The 22181-nt window shown below is 60.9% G+C and carries 21 protein-coding genes; 9 read left to right on the top strand and 12 right to left on the bottom strand.

Features of this window, described 5'->3' with window-relative positions; translation table 11 throughout:
* Genes GOB94_RS16915 through hpxZ form a run of 3 tightly spaced genes read left to right on the top strand, consistent with a single transcriptional unit; the run spans position 1 to position 1338 of the window.
* The gene (locus GOB94_RS16915) at positions 1-255 is read left to right on the top strand and encodes an acetamidase/formamidase family protein (protein WP_255483941.1); all 255 of its coding nucleotides are present in this window, start codon (positions 1-3) and stop codon (positions 253-255) included.
* Complete coding sequence (locus tag GOB94_RS12855; RefSeq protein WP_255483940.1) at positions 252-938, top strand: acetamidase/formamidase family protein; 687 nt, start codon at positions 252-254, stop codon at positions 936-938. The genes GOB94_RS16915 and GOB94_RS12855 overlap by 4 nt, the downstream gene beginning before the upstream one ends.
* 7 nt (positions 939-945) lie before the next feature.
* Positions 946-1338: an oxalurate catabolism protein HpxZ gene (gene hpxZ / locus GOB94_RS12850; RefSeq protein WP_182276291.1), complete on the top strand. Its 393-nt coding sequence runs from the start codon at positions 946-948 to the stop codon at positions 1336-1338.
* Here the strand turns inward: hpxZ and GOB94_RS12845 are convergent.
* Genes GOB94_RS12845 through GOB94_RS12815 form a run of 7 tightly spaced genes read right to left on the bottom strand, consistent with a single transcriptional unit; the run spans position 1328 to position 8171 of the window.
* Positions 1328-2119, bottom strand: a complete 792-nt coding sequence (locus GOB94_RS12845; RefSeq protein WP_182276290.1) for a DUF3891 family protein — start codon at positions 2117-2119, stop codon at positions 1328-1330. The genes hpxZ and GOB94_RS12845 overlap by 11 nt on opposite strands.
* Before the next feature lie 52 nt (positions 2120-2171).
* On the bottom strand, positions 2172-2966 hold the full coding sequence (locus tag GOB94_RS12840) for an ABC transporter permease (protein ID WP_182276289.1): 795 nt from the start codon (positions 2964-2966) through the stop codon (positions 2172-2174).
* Positions 2963-3730: an ABC transporter ATP-binding protein gene (locus GOB94_RS12835; RefSeq protein ID WP_182276288.1), complete on the bottom strand. Its 768-nt coding sequence runs from the start codon at positions 3728-3730 to the stop codon at positions 2963-2965. The genes GOB94_RS12840 and GOB94_RS12835 overlap by 4 nt, the downstream gene beginning before the upstream one ends.
* Positions 3727-5430, bottom strand: coding sequence for a CocE/NonD family hydrolase (locus GOB94_RS12830; protein WP_182276287.1), 1704 nt, complete (start codon positions 5428-5430; stop codon positions 3727-3729). The genes GOB94_RS12835 and GOB94_RS12830 overlap by 4 nt, the downstream gene beginning before the upstream one ends.
* Before the next feature lie 23 nt (positions 5431-5453).
* The gene (locus GOB94_RS12825) at positions 5454-6248 is read right to left on the bottom strand and encodes a creatininase family protein (RefSeq protein ID WP_182276286.1); all 795 of its coding nucleotides are present in this window, start codon (positions 6246-6248) and stop codon (positions 5454-5456) included.
* Positions 6245-7615: an FAD-binding oxidoreductase gene (locus tag GOB94_RS12820; RefSeq protein ID WP_182276285.1), complete on the bottom strand. Its 1371-nt coding sequence runs from the start codon at positions 7613-7615 to the stop codon at positions 6245-6247. Before GOB94_RS12820 ends, GOB94_RS12825 begins: the two co-directional genes overlap by 4 nt.
* Before the next feature lie 49 nt (positions 7616-7664).
* Positions 7665-8171: a nucleoside deaminase gene (locus GOB94_RS12815; protein WP_182276284.1), complete on the bottom strand. Its 507-nt coding sequence runs from the start codon at positions 8169-8171 to the stop codon at positions 7665-7667.
* Positions 8172-8276: 105 nt separating this feature from the next.
* On the opposite strand from GOB94_RS12815, the gene GOB94_RS12810 reads away from it, so the two are divergent.
* The 4 genes from GOB94_RS12810 to GOB94_RS12795 all read left to right on the top strand — a co-directional run bounded on the left by GOB94_RS12810 (position 8277) and on the right by GOB94_RS12795 (position 12463).
* The gene (locus GOB94_RS12810; RefSeq protein WP_182276283.1) at positions 8277-9551 is read left to right on the top strand and encodes an amidase; all 1275 of its coding nucleotides are present in this window, start codon (positions 8277-8279) and stop codon (positions 9549-9551) included.
* A 30-nt stretch (positions 9552-9581) separates the two neighbouring features.
* Positions 9582-10571: an ABC transporter substrate-binding protein gene (locus GOB94_RS12805; protein WP_182276282.1), complete on the top strand. Its 990-nt coding sequence runs from the start codon at positions 9582-9584 to the stop codon at positions 10569-10571.
* 65 nt (positions 10572-10636) lie between these two features.
* Positions 10637-11017 (top strand): hypothetical protein, encoded by a 381-nt coding sequence (locus tag GOB94_RS12800; protein ID WP_182276281.1) that lies wholly within the window; start codon positions 10637-10639, stop codon positions 11015-11017.
* Between the two features lie 90 nt (positions 11018-11107).
* Positions 11108-12463, top strand: a complete 1356-nt coding sequence (locus tag GOB94_RS12795; protein WP_255483935.1) for a sugar MFS transporter — start codon at positions 11108-11110, stop codon at positions 12461-12463.
* Positions 12464-12843: 380 nt separating this feature from the next.
* Here the strand turns inward: GOB94_RS12795 and GOB94_RS12790 are convergent, their stop codons facing one another.
* From GOB94_RS12790 to GOB94_RS12780, 3 genes are all read right to left on the bottom strand, one after another.
* Entirely contained in the window at positions 12844-15144 is a 2301-nt protein-coding gene (locus GOB94_RS12790; protein ID WP_182276280.1) for an IPT/TIG domain-containing protein, read from the bottom strand.
* The gene (locus tag GOB94_RS12785; protein WP_182276279.1) at positions 15131-15775 is read right to left on the bottom strand and encodes a hypothetical protein; all 645 of its coding nucleotides are present in this window, start codon (positions 15773-15775) and stop codon (positions 15131-15133) included. Before GOB94_RS12785 ends, GOB94_RS12790 begins: the two co-directional genes overlap by 14 nt.
* A gap of 92 nt (positions 15776-15867) precedes the next feature.
* Positions 15868-16068, bottom strand: a complete 201-nt coding sequence (locus tag GOB94_RS12780; protein ID WP_182276278.1) for an allantoinase — start codon at positions 16066-16068, stop codon at positions 15868-15870.
* A gap of 120 nt (positions 16069-16188) precedes the next feature.
* Here GOB94_RS12780 and trxB point away from each other — a divergent pair, with 120 nt between their 5' ends.
* On the top strand, positions 16189-17145 hold the full coding sequence (trxB, locus tag GOB94_RS12775; RefSeq protein WP_182276277.1) for a thioredoxin-disulfide reductase: 957 nt from the start codon (positions 16189-16191) through the stop codon (positions 17143-17145).
* Between the two features lie 169 nt (positions 17146-17314).
* Positions 17315-18319 carry a hypothetical protein gene (locus GOB94_RS12770; RefSeq protein WP_255483934.1) on the top strand — a complete coding sequence of 335 codons (1005 nt, stop codon included), beginning with the start codon at positions 17315-17317 and terminating at the stop codon, positions 18317-18319.
* A 13-nt stretch (positions 18320-18332) separates the two neighbouring features.
* On the opposite strand, the gene GOB94_RS12765 is transcribed toward GOB94_RS12770, so the two are convergent.
* Together GOB94_RS12765 and GOB94_RS12760 are read right to left on the bottom strand one after the other, a co-directional pair.
* Positions 18333-18746 carry a MerC domain-containing protein gene (locus GOB94_RS12765; RefSeq protein WP_182276276.1) on the bottom strand — a complete coding sequence of 138 codons (414 nt, stop codon included), beginning with the start codon at positions 18744-18746 and terminating at the stop codon, positions 18333-18335.
* Positions 18747-18852: 106 nt separating this feature from the next.
* Entirely contained in the window at positions 18853-22068 is a 3216-nt protein-coding gene (locus GOB94_RS12760; protein WP_182276275.1) for an Rne/Rng family ribonuclease, read from the bottom strand.
* Positions 22069-22181: the final 113 nt, after the last annotated feature.

Raw genomic sequence — 22181 nt, 5'->3', positions numbered from 1 at the left:
ATGGCCGAACATAACCTCTCTGCCACTCCCACGCACTCCCGCTGGAACGCCGCCCTGCCTCCGCGCCTCACCATCTCTCCCGGCGACACCGTCCACTTTGAATGCGTCGACGCCAGCGGTGCGCAGGTCCACCCCGGCATGACCGCCGAAGGTTTCCAGAACATCGACCGCACCCTCATCCACGCGCTCACCGGCCCCGTCGCCATCCAGGGCGCCGCCCCGGAGACGTTCTCCAGATTGATGTTCTTGAGGTGAAACATAAGGGTTGGGGCTGGTCCAGCGTCATCCCTGGCCTCGGCTTTCTCAAACAGCGCTTCTCCGAACCATTCCTCTTCCACTGGCATCTCGACCACGCGACCACGCACTCCCTCGAACCCGCGATCGTACCTTTACGTCCCTTCTGCGGAGTCATGGGCGTCGCTCCAGCCGAACCCGGTGAGTTCCGAACCCGCCCTCCCGGCATCTTCGGCGGCAACATGGATGTCCGCGAACTCGCTACCGGCGCCACACTCTACCTGCCCGTCCAGCAACCCGGCGCTTTATTCTCCTGCGGCGACGCCCACGCCGCGCAAGGCGACGGCGAGGTCTGCATCAACGGCATCGAGTGCCCTGCCGACGCCACCCTCCGCTTTACGCTGCACAAGAATCAGTCACTCTCCGCGCCGCTCATCGAATCCGCTCCCTCCGACGAGCACGGCCACTCCTGGCTCGTCGTCGAATCCCACCCCGACGCGCTCACCGCAGCCCTCAACGCCACCGATCGCATGGTCGACCTGCTCGCCTCTCGCTGGTCCTTCGACCCGGTCCATGCCTACCTGCTCTGCAGCGTCGCCATGAAGCTTCAAATCAGCCAGGTCGTCAACGAACCCATGATCACCGTCTCCGCGGCGATTGCCAAGTCCATCCTGCCGCCACGCAAACTCTTCCCCATCCACTAGGAGCCGCATGAAGATCAACGACCCAGCTATCATTGCGGAACTCCGAGACCTCTATCCTCGCTACGAAAACGCGCTCATCCACAACGACGTCGCAACACTCACCGCGATGTTCTGGGACTCGCCACACGCCATTCGTTTCGGCGCAGGCGAGAACCTCTATGGCACAGACGAGATCGAGGCCTTTCGCAAATCGCGTCCAGCCGTGAACCTTGAACGCCGCACAATCAGGCTTGAGATAACGTCCTTTGGCACCGACTTCGGCAGCATCACCCTCGAATTCGAACGCGATACCGCTGCCGGCAAGGTCCGTGGCCGGCAGAGCCAGGTCTGGGTGCGTATGCCAGAAGGATGGCGCATCGTCTCCGCACACGTCTCGACGCTGCCGATGTCTAAGCTGTAATCGTCACATCCAGCTGCTGAAACGGCGCCTCATCCAGCAGCGACTTCAACTGCGCGGCATCGGCAAACCTCTTGCCTTCGACAAACCGGGCCTTCAACCCAAACACCAGCTTAGAAGAGGCCAGCGGGTACGGCGTCAACCGAAAAGCGCGCTCTCCGGTGCGCTCAACGCGCACTTCACTGGTGCCACCGTTACGCAACGCCAGCGGGTGCAGTAACGTCGCTTCACCGCCAAAGTCTACGCAACTCAGCAGCGAGAGATTGTCACAAGCCTGCAGCAGTTGAAAGTTCCGCTGGAACGTCTCCGCAGTAAATGCCTCCGCCGCAATCGTCCCAGCCTCTTGAAGCTGCTCCAGCAAAGCACGTTGCAACGACATCTGCTCCACTAGAAACGCATCCAGCCACGGCAACTGCTCCGGCCGAATCGTGCTGCGGTCAGCCCGTTCCGAAAGCAAATCGTGTGTGTGCATCGAAATCAAAATCGCGGCATAGGCGTCTTCCTGTGCGATCAGTTGCACGGCTTCGCGCCGCACCGCTAGATACGCCGCAAGATCGATCTCCTCAAAGGCAGAATAAGCCCCCACAAGTTCAGCCGAGAAAGCTGCCGGTTTGCCCTGCTGTGTCACCGCCGGCTGAATATCGCGCCCTCGCCAGCCATCGTCATGCCGATAAACCCCGCGCAGCACGTGCTCCCGCGGCTCCGGAGGAGCAAACATCTCATTGCCCCATTGCGACGCAAACTCACCCGCAAGGTGCGCGTGATCAGGGTGCGTTACCAACAACCATCCTTTGTCAGTCTCAAGCCGAAGCACGTAACTTCCCTTTCTTCCCGCACTAAGCTTCAGCGCGGCTTTCCAGCGCCGACTCATGCCACTTGTGCAGCGCCAACCACTCAAAAAACATGACGGCAAAAAACAACGAGAAGCCTAGCAACGTAGCAGCGATCACCAGCGCAAATAGGTAGTCAGTCTGGACCTGGGTCTGCGCATACAGGATCGAATAGCCAATCCCACCCCGCCCTACCTGGCCCGATCCAGCAAACAGTTCACCTGTAATCGCTCCGATCACAGCAATGCCACTTGAGATTCTTACCCCCACAAACAAATAGGGCAACGCATGTGGCAATCGCAGCTTACGCAAAATCTGGCCTTGCGTAGCATTGTGCATCAAAAACAGCTGCACAAGGTTGTCGTCAACACTGATAAGCCCCTGCGTCGTATTCGCAATGATAGGCGCCAGGCAGATGATGAACGTCACCACTCCCACCGAAAGCAACCCTTGCCCCACCCACATCAGAATCAGCGGTGCGATTGCGACGATCGGCACCGTCTGTAGCAAAATTGTGTACGGATAAAGCAGCGTTCGTATCGACCGCGAGCGTGCAAAGATCAATGCCACCAGCACTCCTACAGCAATACTAGCCAGCAAACCTCCAACAGCCGCCTCCGCCGAGAGAAGTGTCGACGCCCACAGATCTGGCAGCCGTGCCGCAAACACCTGCGCCACCTTCCACGGCGTAGGCAGCATATAACTCGGCACGCTGAATATCCAGATAACGCTCTGCCATAGCAGAAGCAACGCCCCGAAGACGGCTACGCTGTTCATAAGCAGCTTCAGCTTGTTCTTCATCCCCGGTGGACCTCCCGCAACAGCTTCGAAGTCCTGTTTACCAGGGTATCGAAATCCGCGCTCTCGCGCGTCTCTGCCGTGCGCGGATACGGCAAATCAATCGCGACTTCGTTTGCTACACGGCCCGGATAAGGCGCCAGCACAATCACCCGCGACGACAGAAACACAGCCTCCGCAACCGAGTGCGTGACAAACAACACCGTCCAGTTCTTCTCTTCGCGCAACCGCAACAGCTCTTCATTCATTCGGTCGCGAGTCATCTCATCCAGCGCGGCGAAGGGCTCATCCATCAACAGCACACGCGGCTGCGTTGCCAACGCACGCGCAATCGACACCCGCATCTTCATACCACCCGAGAGCTCCCGAGGGTAACTCTTGCCCACCTCAGATAGCCCCACCAGTTCCAGCAGCTGTGCCACCGTCGCCGACGTCTCATCCCTCGTACGTCCTTCCAGCTCCAGCGATAACGCAACATTGCGCTCCACCGTCCGCCACGGCAGCAGCGTCGCATCCTGAAACACGAACGAAACAATCTCGCGCGCGTTCTTAGGCTCCATCCCGTTGATCTCGATCTGCCCAGTCGTACACGATGTCAATCCGGCGACCATCTTCAACAGCGTCGACTTCCCGCAACCCGAAGGACCGACAATCGACACAAACTCTCCCCGTTCAATCGAAAGGTCGATACCCTCGAGCACCGGTGCCGTCTTGGCCGCGAACCGCTTCCCCACACCGCGAAACAAAATCTCAGGCACAGTGGTCATGCAATCACCTGCAATGAAAGCCTCGAAGGCCGCGCCTCGTCGTGAAATACACAATGCGTCGACCGCCCCCAATTAAATGGAGTCATGTCCCTCGGCTTAGTCTCGTTGGAAGAACTGCGATCGTAAAGCGGAAATGCACAACCGGCGATTTCAAGTCGCACCCGTTCTCCCACGGCAAACACCGTTGAGGTAGGCTCAAGCTCAAACTCCCACACATGCACCGAATCGGCTTGATACTCATCCCCAAACAACGCGCTGGAACGTGCAATGCCCATGCAGACAAACTCCGCACGTCCACCCGGCAGCACGCGCACCAGCTTGGCAACAAAATCCGCATGGCTCGCCGACGTCGCAGCATACAGCGTCACCTTCGGCGCGCCGAAAACATGCAGCGCGTCTCCAAGCGGTTCCCCCGTATAAACCAGCAGATTGTTTCCCATCTCCAGCACGGCCTGATCTGTTGGCCCGCTCACACCCTGCGCGCCTCCCGGAGACATCACCGGCACCTCCGGGTCATACACGAAAATGTCAGAAGGCTCATCCGCAGCCTTCACCGTCGAAAGCCCACCGTCTCCCTTTCGCGACTCGGCTCGCCCACCACTGTGCAGATATAAGCTCATCGTCGCATCTCCACGCCAATCGTCAGCCGCGAGCCACCGGTTCACCCCCATCGCAAAGTGGCGCACCTTCGGCTCGTTCGCAAACGTATCTGCGTCTTTCAGCCAATGGTCGAACCAGCGCAGCAGCAACTCGTCCGTATCCAACCGCGCCTCAGCACCAAGATCACACTCCCCTACACGGTCACCCCACGGAATATGCACCCACGGCCCCGCCAGCAGGTATTGGTTGTCCCGCGCATGGTTCGAGCCTGCCTGAGTCCGCAGCAGTTCAAATCCAAGCACGCTGCCCTGCAGATACGTGTCATACCAACCCGAAACATGCAATGCAGGCACGCGGATGTCACTTGCGCGCGCACTCACATCCATCGAGCTCCAGTACTCTCCCGGCACATCGTGTTCGAACCAGTCGCGCACATACGACGGCAGCTCCGGATCTGTAATCACAGGATGCTCACCATACGGCATGAACCATGTTTGAGCACGCAGGTTCGTCCACGCTGCTTCGAGCTTCGCCCGTCCTTCGTGCAACCCGCGCCGCACAGCATCTTCCTTCAGCATCTGCACGCCCCACCCCAGCGAAGACGCCAACCGCAGCGCCCCATTGTGATAGAACCACCCCGCATAGAGATCGCACGCAGTCATCGCTGGCGCAATGCACTCCAACCCCTCCGGCTGCTCTGCGGCAGCTAGCAGTTGCGTCATCCCTTGGTACGAGAAGCCATACATCCCCACACGCCCATTGCACTCAGGCCGCATACGCAGCCACGCAATGGTCTCTGCGCCATCACGCCCCTCATTGCGAAACGGATAGAACTCCCCCTCCGACCCACCGCGCCCACGAACATCCTGAATCACGACGTTATATCCTCGACGCGCGAACCAGATCGGGTGAGCGTACACCACCGTTGACGCAATATCCCGCCCATACGGTTGCCGCATCAACAGCGTCGGCTGCTTCCCTCCGCCTGGCGGATAGTAATGGTCTGAGCGCAGGACAGTGCCGTCCTGCAAGCGGCACGCGACGCCTCGCTCCAGCATCACGCCATCGCCGCAGTCCACCAATAGATTCGTTCCCGCCAATTCGCTCAAATCCTCATACGTCGTTAAGGCTTGTAGTGGTTCTCATATTCATAGGCGGCCATCAACGCGGCTGCAGCCTTCTCTGCGCAGGCTGCAATCCAGCGCTCGCCATTCTCAGCCGTCGCCGGCCGCGGATCACCCAGCACACCGCTCGGCGAGATGTCTCGCGTAAGCCATGCAAAGTTCACCGCGCCGTTCTCAGGCGACAGCACATTGTTCTCTTCGATCCGCGCAATGTAGTTCGTCGTATACGCATCCGTCTTCACGAGCTCCGGAGTCGCCGCCAGCAACCACGCGGTCTCCACCTCACCCGCATGGAACCCATACTTGGCCTCTTGCGGACTCAACCCCTCCGCTTTAGCGCCAGCGCCACCGCTCATATGGAACGTCCGCAATCCAAACTCCGCACGCAGATCGCGCGCCATCACATCATTCAGCGAGGAGTTCCCTCCATGCGTATTGAACAGCAGCAGCTTCTTGATTCCTGCCGCCGCCACGCTCGCCCCAATATCTCGCAGCACCGCCATGTATGTCGCTGCAGAGAGAGTCATCGTACCCGGAAACCCGATGTGCTCATTGCTCTTCCCATAGCAGATCGTCTCCAGGGCATAGATAGGAGCGTCCGCCGGCAACAACTGCAGCGCACGCCCCAGCAACAGATTGCTTGTCAAGGTATCTGTCGCCAAAGGCAGATGATGCCCGTGCTGCTCGATCGCACCAGTCGGCAGCACCAGCAGCGTCTTGTCCTTCGGTAGAGCCTCCACTTGCTTCCAGGTCAGATACGCGAACTTGCGTGCATCGGGAATCCACGTCTTCATGCCGGCTGCTCCTCAAGGGCTTGCCGCCGCGCAAAGCTCGCCATCTTCCCAGGGTTCATCAATCCCTTTGCGTCATATTTGTACTTCGCCTGTAACTGCACATTGTCCTCGCGATATCGCCCACCGCCTTCCACATGGTTCACATGTGGGTTTGCGACGAATACACCAATCTCGCGACAGTAGTCGATCATCTCGTTCAATCGCTCCTCCGTACTGAAGCGCACCACCGGTATCGCCCCCGGAATCATGACACCCTGGCCATTCTTCATCCACTCGATATGCAGCAGGAAATCCTCGCCATATCTGCTCTTCAGTAGTGCAAACTGCTCCCGCGCGCGTTCAGGACTGAAGCCGCACTGCAGATACGTGTACGTCGGATCGGCCTTCATCGCCCACAGCGTCGTGTGGTTCCACGTGTAGTCCGAAAGCAGTGGCTGCGACCGCAGCCCCGCATACGGTTGGGCCAGCATCACTGCAGCACCAGCTTCATCTGCAACCTCCCGCAAGGTGTCCATCTGCGCATCTGCAATCAGAAAAAACACCGAGGCCTCACCCTCACGAACAAGCTGCTTCACTGGGCCGAAATACGACGGCAACGGCCACTCGAAAACCGTAATCAACCGCTTATCCCAGGTCGCATCGGTCGCAATGCGCTCACTAAAATTAAACGCCTCATCGAAGCTCTTAAATGTGAGCACCACCTGCGACCACGCCACCGCCGGCGCCAGCGCAAACCAAATCCTGGTGATGACGCCATTGGTGCCCCATGCGTGCAGAATCTCATGCACAGCCTGCCCCTCATGCTTCACAACACGCGGCTCAGACTCCATCGTCACAACTTCAATCGCGCGCACGGTCTCGAAGTCGCGCAACCCGCCATGTTTCACTGAACCGACGCCCCCGGAACCTCCACCCAGGAACCCACCCAGCGATGCCTTCGCTACGGTCGAGGGATAACACCGCAGCTCCCACCCCACTTCTCGCGCGCTCGTCTCTAGCACTCCAAGCCGTACGCCCGGTTCGCATACCGCGACACCGTCCTCACCAATCGCCTCAATCTTGTCCATCCGCTGAAGGTCAAGCACAACGCCACCGTTCAACGGAATCGCCTGCCCATAGTTCCCCGTGCCCGCACCGCGCACCGTCACCGGCACCTCATGCGCATGGCAGTACTGCAACACCGCACGGATCTCCTCCACGTTCACCGGCTGCACCACCACATCCGCGCGCTTGTTATCCAGCATCGCCTTCAGTACAGGTGAGTACCAGTAAAAATCCTTCGACAGCCGCTCCACCATCTGGGGCTGCGTAAGCACCCGCGACCCATCGCCTAAGACCTGTTCCATTCCTGCGGCGAGATCACTCATCGAAGGCTCCTGTCTTATGCTGCGCCGCGCATTACCCTCTGCGCTGTTTCTACTTCCTCTTGCGGCTGCTCCATGTCCGGAACGCACGTTGCATATTGGGATGTGTGAACAGTGTAAGACACAGCCCCTGCTCCACCGGTCCAACCACCTCGCACTTCATATCGCTGCGTTGTGCAACCTCGGTCGCCGGTATCTGAATCTGGTTGCAGAAGCAGTTCGCATCGGCAATCGTTGTCCCATAGACCACGCGATCCAACCCGGCCCACAACGCGTTGGCCATGCACATCGGGCAAGGCTCGCACGTCGTATACATGGTGTGTCCCTTCAGAGAAAACCCCTTCAGCTTTTTGCATGCCAGCCGCACCGTGCGCAACTCCGCGTGTGAGCTTGGGTCATTCTCCTGGCGCACGGCATTCGTCGCACGCATCAACCGCTCGCCTGTCTTCGTGTGCACAATCTCAGCACCAAACGGCACAGGATTTTCCGTCTCCAGAGTGCGTGCGGTCCATGCCACAAGCCCACGCATCCGCTCTGCATCCAGGGCGGCTCCACGCAAGGGTTTAGGTGCTTTCAGAGCCATACTCGACGTTAGCACGTTGCGAGCGTTTTCCAAATAAGCTTCCTCTCGCGAACTCATCGGCACCACCGTTACAATCGCCGCATGTCTTCCGGCATTAGCATCACTTCGCTTCGCGAGCATTACCGCAACAACACTACCGATCCCATCACTGAGCTCGGGCGCGTGCTCCAACATGCCAACAGCAACGCAGGCCACAACGTCTACCTCGCGCAGAACGCCGCATGGTCGCGCGAGCAGGCCGCAAATCTCCGCCACGAAGACATCGACACCCAACCACTCTGGGGCATCCCCATCTCGCTAAAAGACTGCTTCGACCTGGCCGGCTTTCCAACCTCATGCGGCTCGCTCTTCTACCGCGAACACCACGGCATCGCTCCGACTGATTCTGCTGTCGCGGCAAGGCTCCGTTCTGCCGGAGCGATCATCACCGGCAAGACACACCTGCACCAACTTGCCTACGGCATCACCGGCCAGAGCCGCGACTTCGGCGATTGCCTCCAACCAGACGACCCCGCACGCCTCACCGGTGGCTCTTCCAGCGGAGCCGCAGCCAGCGTGCAGGAAGGCTCCGCACTCGCCGCCATCGGCACCGACACCGGCGGCTCCATCAGGGTTCCAGCCGCTCTCTGTGGACTCTGCGGCTACCGCTCGTCGCTCTCGCTCAACACTGCGGCTCTGTGGCGCGGAGGCGCACACCTCGCCGCCTCCTTTGATACCCTCGGCTGGCTCTACCGCAATCTCTCCGACGGCCCACTCCTCGGCAACGCTCTCTTCGATCTCCCTTTTGCCACAGCGCCGTCACTCGCATCACTGCGCATCGGCATACCCGGCGAGGCTTTCCTCCACGACGCTGAGCCAGCCATCCTCGCCGGACTCGATCGCTGGCAATCGCTGCTCGCCCAACAAGGGACCACACTCGAACGCTTTGACGCGGCACCCTGGCACGACGCCATCGATATCTTCGCCCCCATCCAGGCCAGCGAAGCCGCAGCTCTGCACCGCGGCTACTTCCTTCACTTCGAACCCATGATCGCCGAGCGCCTTACCTGGGGTGCATCCATATCGAACGATGAAATCGCATCCCTTCGCGCACGCCTGCAACTCTTCCGCGCCACGGCCAACGCTCTCTTCAAACATTTTGATTACCTGCTGCTACCCTGTGCGCCCATGCAAGCCTTGCTCGCAGCAGACGACCACACTCAAACCCGCACCCGCATCCTCCGCTACACCGTCCCCATCAGCCTCTGCGGCCTGCCCGTAGTCACGCTTCCCGGCGGCATGCAGCTCGTCGCTCCCATAGGCCACGATGCAGAACTCCTCGCCCTCAGCGCGAATCTACCGGCCTTCGCTCTCTAGGCCACGCAAAAAGTTTGCTACGCTGCAAGCATGAGCTCCCACCCTGCACACCGCTACGGAACCAGGCTCGCCCTCTTCGCGTTTCTCGCATTCTGCCTTGCCGGCTGCCACAAACAAACTGACATCTCCGGCCTCACTCCCGTCGCCTTCCAGACCGACTGGTATCCTCAGCCTGAGCACGGCGGCTTCTACACGGCGCTGGTCAAGGGCTACTACAAAGCCGAAGGCCTCGACGTCACCATCCTCCCCGGCGGGCCATACACCTCCACCGACGCCCTGATCGCCAGCGGCAAGATCCAGTTCGGAATGCAATCATCCGACCACATCCTCGAAGCGATCGCCAACTCACACGAGCCCATCATCGCGATTGGCGCCACCATGCAGCACGACCCCCAGGGAATACTCCTCCACCAGAACTCACCCGTGCACACCTGGACCGATCTCAACGGCCATACCATCGCCGTAAAACCCGGCTCAACCTGGTGGGAGTTCCTCGTGCACAAGTACCACCTCAATAACGTCCACGAGGTCCCCGCAACCTTCTCCGTAGCCAGCTTCATTCAGGACCCCAACTACATCCAGCAGGGCTTCCTCACCTCCGAGCCCTACTTCGCCAACAAGGGTGGCGCCCCCGCACGCATGCTGCTCAATCGCGACGCTGGCTACGACCCCTACCGCGTCTTCTTCACCTCCGCGGACTACGCAAAACAACACCCTGACATCGTCGCCAGGTTCGTCCGCGCCTCCATCCACGGCTGGCAGGAGTACATGCGCGACCCCGGCCCCGCTAACGCCCTCATCGAAAAGCTCAACCCCGCCATGAGCCCCGATTGGGCCGAGTACAGCTACAAGACCCTCAAGTCCGGAAACTTCGTCACCGGCGACGACACCACGGGCGCGCATATCGGCCAGTTCGATCCAGCTCGCTGGAAGACCACCGCCGACCAGCTCTACTCCCTCGGCGTCATCAAACAACCCATCGACCCCACACTTGGCTATACCACCCAGTTCCTCAAATAGTCTGCGTCCACAATGAATGAGGTGCCGCGCACAACGAGTCAAACGCGAGATACCATGATGGGGCTATGTCACATCGTTCGCTCCGCCTCTCGCTACAAACGTTTGTCCTCGCCGCCGCTCTTCCCTTAGCCGCACAACTCCCCGCCAACGCTCACACCTCCAGCGGAATCCAACTCACCAGCCCGCAGCTCACTCTCCGCATCGACGCCCTCCGTCTCGACGTCATGACGCGCGCCTCCTACGCTGGCGGCCAGCCCTACGCCGTCCTCGAGTTCCCCCATGCCACCAGCGGCAACCATCCTCTCGACAACGCTTTGTACTCCCTCAGATGTGTCATCTCGACCGGAGGCGCGCGTTTGCGCCGTAGTGGAGAGACCTGCGTCTGCCGCAGCGATGCGCCAAAGGCGCGAGCGTACCCCGGACGTTCCAGCACAGCAGCACTTTAGCCCCCCAATCCCCCATTGAAACCCGCCACTCGCTCCACGCCAAAACAACACGTATTCTGATACCGTAGGCTTTTTCCGAAGGAGCATCACTTGGCCGTTCCCGTTCGCAACGTAAGCGCCCCCGGCTACATGGCCGACTCGACCATCAAGACCGACACCCGCGCGATGTCCGTAGCCACCGCGCTCTTCTTCATGGTCGGCTTCCTCACCTGCCTCAACGACATCGTCATCCCGCACCTCAAGTCCATCTTCGAGCTCAACTACGCCGAAGTGCTTCTCGTGCAGTTTGCCTTCTTCTCCTCCTACTTCATCTTCAGCTACCCCGGTGGCAAGCTCGTGGAGAAGGTCGGTTACAAGAAGGCCATGGTCATCGGCCTGCTCGTCATGGCAGCCGGGGCCTGCGGCTTCCTGCCCGCGGCCTATCTCGCGCTCTTCCCTGTCTTCCTCGGCGCGCTCATCGTCCTCGCCGCCGGAATGACCATCGTCCAGGTCGCCGTGAACCCCTACGTTACCGTCATCGGTCCAGCAGCGGGCGCGGCCAGCCGCCTCAACCTCGCGCAGGCCTTCAACTCCTTCGGCACCTTCATCGCGCCGTTCATCGGCGGCCTCCTCATCCTCGGCGGAGCCACCCAGCTCTCGCCCGACAAGATGCACTCCCTCTCCGCCGCCGCGTTGCAGGAGTACCGCCAGGTCCAGGCCCACACCGTCACGCTGCCTTACATCGTCATCACGGTCACGCTCGTCCTGCTCGCCATCGCGCTGGCCGTCATCAAGCTCAAGCCGCAGACCGGCCAGACCGATCTCACCCAGGACTTCCGCCCCGGCGCCTTCGCCGAAGCTCTCTCCAAGCCCGACACCATCTGGCGCCACCCCTGGCTCCTCTTCGGCGCCCTCGGCATCTTCACCTACGTCGGTGCGGAGGTCGCCATCGGCAGCCTCCTCGTCAACTACATGGGCCTCTCCAACATCGGCGCTCTGCCTGAAAAGGTCGCCGCCAACTACCTCATGGTCTACTGGGGTGGCGCGATGACCGGCCGCTTCATCGGCTCCGGCGTCCTCCAGAAGGTCCGCACCGGCCCCGTGCTTGGCACCGCTGCCATCTGCGCCTTCCTGCTGACGGTCACCTCCATCCTCACCTTCGGCCATGTTGCGATGTTCGCTCTGCTCTTCGTCGGCTTCTGCAACTCCATCATGTTCCCGTCCATCTTCACGCTCGGCATCCAGGACCTCGGCCCGCTCACCAGCAAGGGCTCCAGCCTGCTCATCGCCGCCATCCTCGGCGGAGCGATCATCCCCGAGCTCACCGGTTTCCTCGCCGACAAGATCGGTCTCCACCACGCCTTCGTCATCCCGGCCCTCTGCTATGTCTACATCGCCTCCTACGGCATCGCATCCATCAAGCGCCCTCCGGCCCGCGACTCCCTCCTCCCCGTCGAGCCTTACTAACCAACTTCAATCCTGATAAAAAGGCGACGGCAGCCCACCCGGCTGCCGTCGCCTTTTTTGCTGTCAACCACCCAACCCTGCCTCCACCATGCAAACCGAACAATCCAATCCACTTACACCCACAAACCAAAAACACTTTCCCCATCTCCACCTTCTATACTGAAACTAGGGAAAGAACTGGTTCACTGGGTAACTGGCAAACTGGCAACTGAAGCAGCAAACCCGCCCCAGCTCGCTCTATCCTCTACCCACTATCCCCTTTATTTCCCATATCATACCCGTAACCATATACAGAATCAGCCACTTACCCTCGGGATCACCCCGTAAGTCGCTGATTCTGCTAGATACCTCCGCTACATAGGGAGGGGGGAGGGGTATCCCTAAGGCGCAATCACCAGCGATAAACTCACAAATCCAGTAGCTCCCGAGCTCACCGCCATCTCCACCACCTGCGGCTGCCCGGAAACCGTCAGCGGCGTCACAGACACATGCCCATTGGCATCGGACGTCATCGTAGCCTTCTGGGTCTTCAGCACCGGGGCAGAAGCGCAAGGCCCCTTAGCCGCGCACGTGCCCTCCCAGGCATACACCGTCTGGTACACATTCACAGTCGCGCCGCTCACCGGGTTGCCGTTGCTGTCGCTCACCTGCAGCACCACCGGGTTCAGCGCCGTGCCGACATACACGCTCTGCCCCGCGCCACTGACGGCAGTGATCTCCGCCGGTAGCCCCGCCACCACCACCACAGCTGACGCATAAGTGAACACCCCCGAGATATCCGTCGAGCCACCAGTGCTGGCATCGAGCACCTCCACATCCACCGGTTGCACACCCGCTCCTGCACTGCTCTGCGACGGCGCCGTGGCCACAATCTGCGTCGCGCTCCAACTCACCACCTGCGCACGCACACCATTCACCAGCACCTCATTTCCCTGCCGAAAGCCGACCCCGGTGATAGTGATCGTCCCACCGCTCAGCCCCACAGTTGCGGGCGATACGCTATCGGCATACAAAACCCGAGCCTGATAGGCAAAGTCCGGCCTGCCGCCCCCAAACTGGTCCGCCACCACAAACCGATAGCTGCTGGCGACCGCCGTTGCCGGCATCCGCAGTTGCGTCACACCCAGTGACATGGCATTCATCGCCGTTGCCTGGCTCGCCACCGTCGGCAACGTACCCGTCGGATCGGAGCTGTTCCACACGCCGATCACCGGCTGCGCCTTCCGCACCGTCGCCGCGCCGTCCTCGTCCAGTGCAGTCGTCTCGATCGTCCAGGTCCGGTTCGCCTGCACCCTCATGCTCCACCACGAGCTATGCCCCGGCCCGCACAGCAACCCGCTCCACCACCCGCTGGGATCGACGGCTACGGGACTCGCCTCGGTTCCATCATCGCCAGGGGAACAGCTCGCAGGCTCGTTCGTCATCGTGATCCAGAACCCCTGCAGAACACCCGGATTCGCGAACGGCGAGATCGAGTTCGGTGCGCCGCCAGCCATCGACATCGGCGTCCGAACATAAGGCCCCAGCGAATACTCGCCTGTATACAGCGGGTTGATCGCCTCCGGCTGCACCAGCATCCCTTCCCATGAGGTAGGTACAGGGACATCGCCCATCTCGTACTGCGCCTCTTGCTCTGTCCAGACCACGCCGCTGTTCTGGGTCTCTGGCGCAGCACCGCTCACGGGATTGCCACCATTGGCCTGGAACGCTACACCACTGATACCCGACACCGTCTGCCAGCTCTCCCACATCGTCCCGCTGGCCTCGGTCAGCGTCACGGTCATATTCAGCAGGTCCATGCCCTGTTCCGTCGGGAACGACGTCCAGCCCTCGACATACGCTCCATTCGTCGTGCTAATCGTCTTGCCCGCCGTCAAGTTTGTCGCTGTCACCGGATACAGCAGCGCCAACGCCGACAGGTCATCCGGCCGCAGAGTAAATGGGTTCTGCATGCACTGGTAGGTATAAAGCCCACACACCACGTCGATCGGGTGCATCACCGGCCAGTTCTGCATCTGCATAGCTGTCGGCTGCGAGCTGCCGGTAAACACGTTGTCGTTCACCTGCGACCACGCCAGCCCCAGCACGCGCCCGAAGGCTCGCATGAGCTGGTACTGCATCTGCGTAAGCGACTGTGGCGCGCTGGTGATGCAGCGCCCGTTCAGCACCAGCAGAGCGTGCTGTATCGTTCCGGTTGCGCCGAAGCCATCAACGCTCTCCGTGACGCCGTTCTGGCGGCAGCCGCTGGGGTCGCTTGCACCCGAACCCAGAAGTAGATCCGTCACGCTGCCATCGGTGTCATAGATGACCGCAATGGGAACCTGGAGATAGTTGGTTGCCTGCACGTCGGCGGGAAAGACGATGTTGGTGCCATCAAAGTAGGCATTGGCGCTGCTTACGTGTTCGGTGAGTTCGCCGCTCTGCGACAGAGTGAGGCTCGCCGTGGGTACGTTCCACACCTGAGCGGCTGCGGTGACCATCGCATCGGACTGCGCGTGGGTGAGGGTCGAGCTCAAGGTGCCGGCATCGGTGGAGTACGTGACCTGCGGGGTATAGAAGGCCATAAAGAGCCCAGCGATCGGATATTGAGTGCCAGTGACGAAGCGCGGTCCACCGGCCCACGCCGTTGTAACCAGCAGCATCCATGCGAGGGACGCAAGCAAGCGGCTAGCGCGCAACATCCGTTGCTCCTAGCGTGATGATCGGTACCGGTCTGTGGACCGGGGCCGGAAGCCAGCCGGTAGGCAGGCTGCGTAAGGGAGGCTCGGCTGTGTTCCGCATCCCCAATATGACATCGGACAACGCGACGGCCTCGCCAGACATGGGCGAGCCGGCTGCTCGCTGCACACGGGTTGCCAACCTCCGGACGTCCAGCAACGGGGACGCGCCTGCACCCATGGGCACCACAGGTACGACGCCCTCCATATCATCTACCGGGGAGCTCAACCCGGCGGCGTTGGGAGGCTGGAGGAAGAGCATGGCGCGCTGGCCGGGGACATAGCGCTGCCGGCCTCCGGACCAGAGACCGGCCCACTCGTGCAGAGTATAGGTGGCTCCGGCTGAGCCCTGCAGCACCTGGTCGACCTGGAACACTACGTTGACCACGCCGCCGTTAGGTTGGACAGCCATGACCTGCCCCACGAAGATGAGGCCCGCGCGCGCTGTCAGGCTGCGTACCGCATCCCCAATGCCTGCATCGACATGCGGGGCACTGACGGCCACCGGGCGCGCGATCGGGGGCTGCAACCGCTGCGCCGGACAGGAGATGCCCAGCCACATACCAAAGACCACCACCGCAGCGCCATGTGCCATCGCAAAAGGCCCTCCACCGCGTTCTTCGTCGCGATGAGGGCCTGTCGCTGGCCGTGTCCCAATCCAGATCACGGCTGAAAATTACAACACACCTAAATTTCAGGGTAGAAGTCGAAGAAAGCCTCAATACTGTGTCGCAGCTGAGACTCAATCTGCTCACGGCTGCCCTCGAGGATGTGCATGGTCACCTGCGCCTCGTTACCGTTCTTCAGGGCGACAGGAGCCGCCTTCACCGCTGCCACTTCATCCGCCGGCAGCAACCTCATTCCGTATACCAACACTAGATCAGCCATATAGGAGCAGATGCGAAAGACGGGAAGCTCGATGCGAGAGGGAGCAATTTTACGTCCTGAACCCGCATCTCGTGTCGAGACCCTCGCATCGTTGCTGACCCGATACAATCTAATCAACCTATGTCCGACCAAACCACCGTACGCGACACCGTCATCCTGGGCTCCGGCTGCGCCGGACTTACCGCCGCCATCTACACTGGCCGCGCCAACCTGAAGCCGCTCGTGCTTGAGGGCCATGAGCCCGGCGGGCAACTCTCCATCACCACTCTGGTGGAGAACTTCCCCGGCTGGCCGGAGGGAGTGCAGGGCCCCGAGCTGATTGAAAACATGAAGAAGCAGGCAACACGTTTTGGCGCGGAGCTGAAGATGGCGCACCTGAGCTCGGCGGACCTTTCGAAGTCGCCATTTGAACTGACGATCGGCAAGGAGACTGTGCTCTCTCGCACGATCATCATCGCGTCGGGTGCGAGCGCACGCTGGCTGGGGCTGCCAAGCGAGCAAGCGCTGATCGGTTTCGGCGTGAGTTCGTGCGCGACGTGCGACGGCTTCTTTGCCTCCGGCAAAGAGATTGCCGTGATCGGCGGCGGCGACTCCGCGATGGAAGAAGCGCTGTTTTTGACGCGCTTCGCGACCAAAGTCACGATCATCAACCGCACCGAGAACTTCCGCGCATCGAAGATCATGCTGGAACGCGCAATTGCGCATCCGCAGATCGAGTTCGTGCATAACACCTTGGTTGAAGAGTGCCTGGGCGTTGAGGAGAAGGATCTCAAGGGATTGAAGCTCTTCAACAAGAAGACCGGCGAGCGCTGGACGCTGCCCGTCAGCTTTATGTTCCTGGGCATCGGCCATACACCGAACGCCGCAGCGTTCAAGGGACAGATCGACCTGGATGCCGACGACTACATCAAGACCGAAGACAACGTCTTCGTGACACTGATGGGCGAGCGGATTCCGGGTGTCTATGCCTGCGGAGATGTGCAGGACCGTCGGTATCGGCAGGCGATCACCGCAGCAGGCTCCGGTTGCATGGCAGCGCTCGAAGTGGAGAAGTTCCTTGAGGAGCATGGTCGCTGATCTTGCGAATAATTTGACGGGCGGGTTTCGTTTCGCCGCCCGGTCGCGTTTGCGCTGTACGGCATACATCGTACGCAACTCTGTGCGCACTAAACCGTCTAATCTGAGTGATCGCCGAACCCCATGCACCGCGTCCAGCTCTCGCGGTTTTTCTTTAGAAAGCAGCCTCTTGCGCGCCTCAATCATCGCCTTCGCCGGCGTGTTCTTCCTGACCACGGTTCTCGCTCCCGGACTGCATGCCCAGCAGGCTGCCGTTGTCTCGCTGCCCGACGCGCCGAGCCCAACTACAGCCGTCGCACCACGTCCCATGGACGATGCTCCGCGACAGGTGGCTGAGGTGGCAACTGAGCCGACGCTCAGCCTCGATCCTGCCCCAGCTCTGGCTGCGACGTCTTCCAGTTCACTCGACGATGGGCAGCAGCAGACGCCACAAGGGCATCCTGAACCGGAGGATGCGACCAAGCATAAGCGCAGCAGCCTGCTCGGTGACAATACCGATGCCAATGGCAACCCTATCCCTCTAGAGCGCCAGCAACCAAAACGCATCCTTGGCTTTATGCCGAACTTCCGCACGGTCTCGGCTGGTGCTGCTGTACATCCTCCGGGCTGGAAGTACAACTTCACTGTTGCCACCCACCAGGCCACGGACTACTCCACCTTTGTCTTTCTTGGCCTGACCTCGCTCACAGCCGAAGCCCAGAACTCTCACCCATCGCTGGGCAAGGGAGCGGACGGGTACTGGGCGTATACCTGGCGCGGCTTCCTGGACAAGACCGACGGCACGTACCTCTCTGCCTGGCTGCTGGCAAGCGCCCTGCACGAAGATACGCGCTACTATCCGATGGGCAGTGGGCATCCTGTGGCCGTGCGCGCGTTGTATGTCATCAGCCGCCAGGCTGTCTCCAAGACCTATGATGGGCATGACACCCCGGCCTTCGCCACGCTGGGCGGTAAAGCGCTCACTCAATACATTTCGCGCTTCTACTACCCCACCAGCTCGGAGGGCTTCGGAGTACTCTTCGCCAAGTTTGGGTACTCCGTGATGCGTGATGTCGCGTTCTCGTCCATCCGCGAGTTCTATCCCGATATCGCCGCATACTACATCCACAAGCATGACCGAAAGGTCGCAGTGCAGGCGGCACACGACGCGGCATCGAGCGGCGTCACTCGTTAGCCGCTGTGCTCCCTCATCGACTGGAGCAGGAACAGTCCTTACAGAAAGTGTGGTTCATGCGGTGTGCGGAGATCATGAGAACGCTGCCGACAAACGTGATGCCCACCTCCGCCCAGTGACCTGGCAAGCGATCTCCTGTAAAAGCTGCCAGGAAAATACAAGCCAGCCCACCGGTCATCGTACAAACCACGCGTACGCGCCGATGCTTCCGAAATCCTCGCACCAGAGCGAGCGCTCCGAGCAGCGCAATAGCAAGCGCGAGGAACCGATGCACTTTTTCGTCCGACGGCAGAAAGTGGACGAAGACAGCGGACAGGGAGAACAGGATCGGAGTCAGCAGACAGTGCACCACACAGAGTGCTGACGCCCATATCCCGGCGCGGTCAGGCCAGGTGGTTGCGGTAGAGGAAGTCGTTTCTAAAGACATACTCCTAACAGCATATCGAGAATCAAATCGCATTACCAGCGCCGCATCTGCTCAGTAACAAAGGCCACCGCGAGGGTGGCCTTTGTTACTGGGGATTGCTCCAGTCTTAGTGAATGTCGAACTGCTCGGGGTGAAGGCTGGGGTCGCTCTTGACGAGGATGGTCTTGCGAGAGAGGTCCTCCATCTCCTGCAGCCACTTGCCACCGTTGGACTTGAGCTGCTTGACGACCTCGGGGTGGACACGCAGCATGATGTCACCTTTCTCGATGTGCTTGTGCATCTTACGCATCTCGATATAGATGTCGTTACACACCGTGATGGGAGACTTGGTCATGCCGGTTCCCTGGCAGATGTTGCAGGTCGTCGACAGTGTGCGTTCCAGCGACTGCTTTACGCGCTTGCGGGTGATTGCAACAAGACCGAAGTCATTGAACTGGAGAACCTTCGAAGGAGCTCGATCGTTCTTGAGCTCCTCTTCGAGAGCAGCCATCACGCGGTTGCGGTTCTTGCGCTCATCCATGTCGATGAAGTCGATGATGATGATGCCGCCGAGGTCGCGCAGACGGATCTGGCGGACGATCTCGGGGATCGCATCGAGGTTCGTCTTAACGATGGTGTCTTCGAGGCGCGCTGTCTTGCCGACGTACTTGCCGGTGTTGATGTCGATGGCCACGAGAGCTTCGGTCTGGTTGATGACGATGGAGCCGCCGGACTTGAGCCACACCTTGGAACGCAATGCCTTGTTGATCTCCTCGTTGATGCCGAACTGCTCGAAGAGCGGAGTGTCCTTGGTGTAGAGCTTGACACGGCGGATGAGTGAGGGCTGGAAGCGTTGCAGGAAACGCAGCACGCGTTCGTACTCAGTTTCGGTGTCGACCCAGATGGCAGAGAAGTTGTCAGTGACCTGGTCGCGCAAGATGCGCTCGATGAGGTTGAGGTCATGGTAGATGAGCGCGGGCGACTTCGAGCTCTCCGAACGCGTCTTAATGTCGGCCCAGAGATTGAGCAGGAAGCGCAGGTCGCTGCGCAGCTCGTCCTCGCTGGCCCCGGAGGCCGCGGTGCGCACAATGAAGCCGCCGCTGGCGTCGCCCTTCTCAGAGAGAAGAATCTCCTTGAGGCGGCGACGCTCGCTATCGGACTCGATCTTGCGGCTGACGCCGACGTGGCTGACTGTCGGCATGAAGACCAGGAAGCGGCCAGGAAGCGCGATGTGGCTGGTGATGCGTGCGCCCTTCTTGGCAATGGGCTCCTTGGCGATCTGAACGAGCACTTCCTGGCCGGGTTTCAGCAGATCGCTGATTGCGGGCAAGTCGCTTGCCTGAACGGAAGGACGGCCACGGCGCTCGCCAGAGCGCGAGTTAGCCATGCCACGACGGTCGCGCGAGCCACGATCACCACGGTCTCCACGATCGCGGTCACGTCCACCACGGCGGCCATCCCTACGGCCACGACGGCCGCCTTCGCGTGGGGCGCGCTCGGTGTCGGGGGTGCCGTTGCCATTATCGTTGATCTCGATAGAGCCTGCCTCGGCGAACTCGTCCTCTTCGGCCTCGCTCACTTCACTGCCGGAGAGTTCGTCACCCTCTTCGTCTCCAGCGCTTTCGAACTGGTCCTCTTCGAGGTCTTCTTCGTCAATGTCGAAGTCATCCTCATCTTCATCGAGCTCAACAGGCTGCGAGCCCGTGATCTCGTCGATGGACATGTCGCGGATCATGCTGCCAAGGTCGGCGGCGTGCTCAAGGGTCTCCTCCTCCGTCTCGTCCTGTATCGCACTGGCGTGGAAGTGCGGAGTGGCAAAATCATCGTCGTCGAGGATCTCCTCTTCGAGCACACCGTCGCCGGGAGAGAAGTGGAGCGGCTGTTCGGGCGCGCCGATCTCCGCGGGCTCTTCGAAGGCGGGCTCCGCGGCCTCAACGGCTTCGTGCGAAAGAACGGTTTCGGAGCGCGTGTCGACTGGCTCGACGATCGGCTCTGCGACGGCATGCAGCTCCTCTACTGGGGCGCCCTGGCGGAGTTCACGGGGGCTGACCGGATCGACACGGTAGGAGGCCGAGGCGTCTTCTTCGGGCTCGTACTCGGTGATGGTCTCCTGAAACTCCGCAATGGGCTCGGGAGCCTCTTCGATGGTCTCGCCGTCCTGGTGCAGCTCGAAGCCGAGCGGGAGAACGGTGTCTTCCACCTCATGCTGGGAGGTCACAGCCGGCTGAACGGCCTCGGAGGGTTCGAGACCTGCGACGGACTCTGGAGCAAAGCTTTCGGTGTGTGACGTGGACTCAGACTGCTTGTTGCCGTTGTCTCCACGGCCACGGCGCTCGTCACGCTCGCGGCGGCGGTCACGGCCGCGCGGAGAGGAATCGGACTCGCCTTCGGCGCTGGCAGCGGACTCACGGCGTCGCGAGAGCGACTCGCCCGGGAGAACGGCTCCACCATCCCAGCCGAGCGAAAGGTCAACTTCGGTAGAGGGCTTAGGACGGATCATGTTGTCGGATACGGCGACCGGGGCCGATGCAGCCGCGGTGGGCTCAGAGCCGCCACGATACTTGGAGAGCGATTCGCCAGGTAGGATCAGGGGTTCGGGAGCAGCGGTGGCATCGAGCGAGACGGGTTCGTCGGTCGCATCGTTGCGCAGGCCGCGTGGGGTGAAACGCTCACGGATGTCGTCACGGCGGCGATCACGGCCGCCACGGCGGCGGGAGTTGCGATCACTGCGGTCTTCGCGGTCACTACGCTCGATCTCCGGAGCGGGCTGTTCATCGACGACAGCCTCCTCGCTCTGAGGCGCTGCAAAGACTGTCTCGCTCGATCCTTCACCGTTGGAACCGCGGCCACGGCGGCGGCCACGGCGGCCGCGCCAGCGACGGCTGCCATCGGCACCGGGAGCGCCTTCACCGATCTCCTCGGAAGTGGCATCCCGGTCGACGGTGAGGAGATCGTCCTCGGTGGGAGGATTGTCGGCGACGGGGACCTCAAGCTGCGGCGCGCGGGTGCGGTCACGATCGTCGCGACGGCCACGGTCACTACTACGCTCGCGGCGCTCGCCGGAGCGTGGTGCGCTGGAACCGTTGCTGGATTCGAAGTCGGCTGAGTCACCAGCCTCTTCCATGAAGTCTGTGATGTAGAGGAACGCGTCGCGCTCGAGACCGATGTCTACGAAGCTGGACTGCATGCCGGGAAGCACGCGGGTGACGCGACCGTTGTAGATGGAGCCGGCGAGGGTGTATTCGTTCTCACGCTCGTAGTAGATCTCAGTGAGTTCGTCCTTTTCGACGATGGCAAGCCGCGTTTCGTGCGGCGTACTTGAAATATAGATTTCTTTCGACATTGCTCTGCTTTCTGCACGTCCACGCATGGCGAAGAGGGTGCTGGCAGAACAGGCAGAGATCCTGCTGCTGAGGGGGACGCTTCAGGGCGTTCGCCTCAGGCAGCCACCTCCAG

Source organism: Granulicella sp. 5B5, assembly GCF_014083945.1.
Taxonomy (GTDB): Bacteria; Acidobacteriota; Terriglobia; order Terriglobales; family Acidobacteriaceae; genus Granulicella.
The sequence above is the reverse complement of the archived record's forward strand: the minus strand, read 5'-3'. Positions and strand labels throughout refer to the sequence as shown.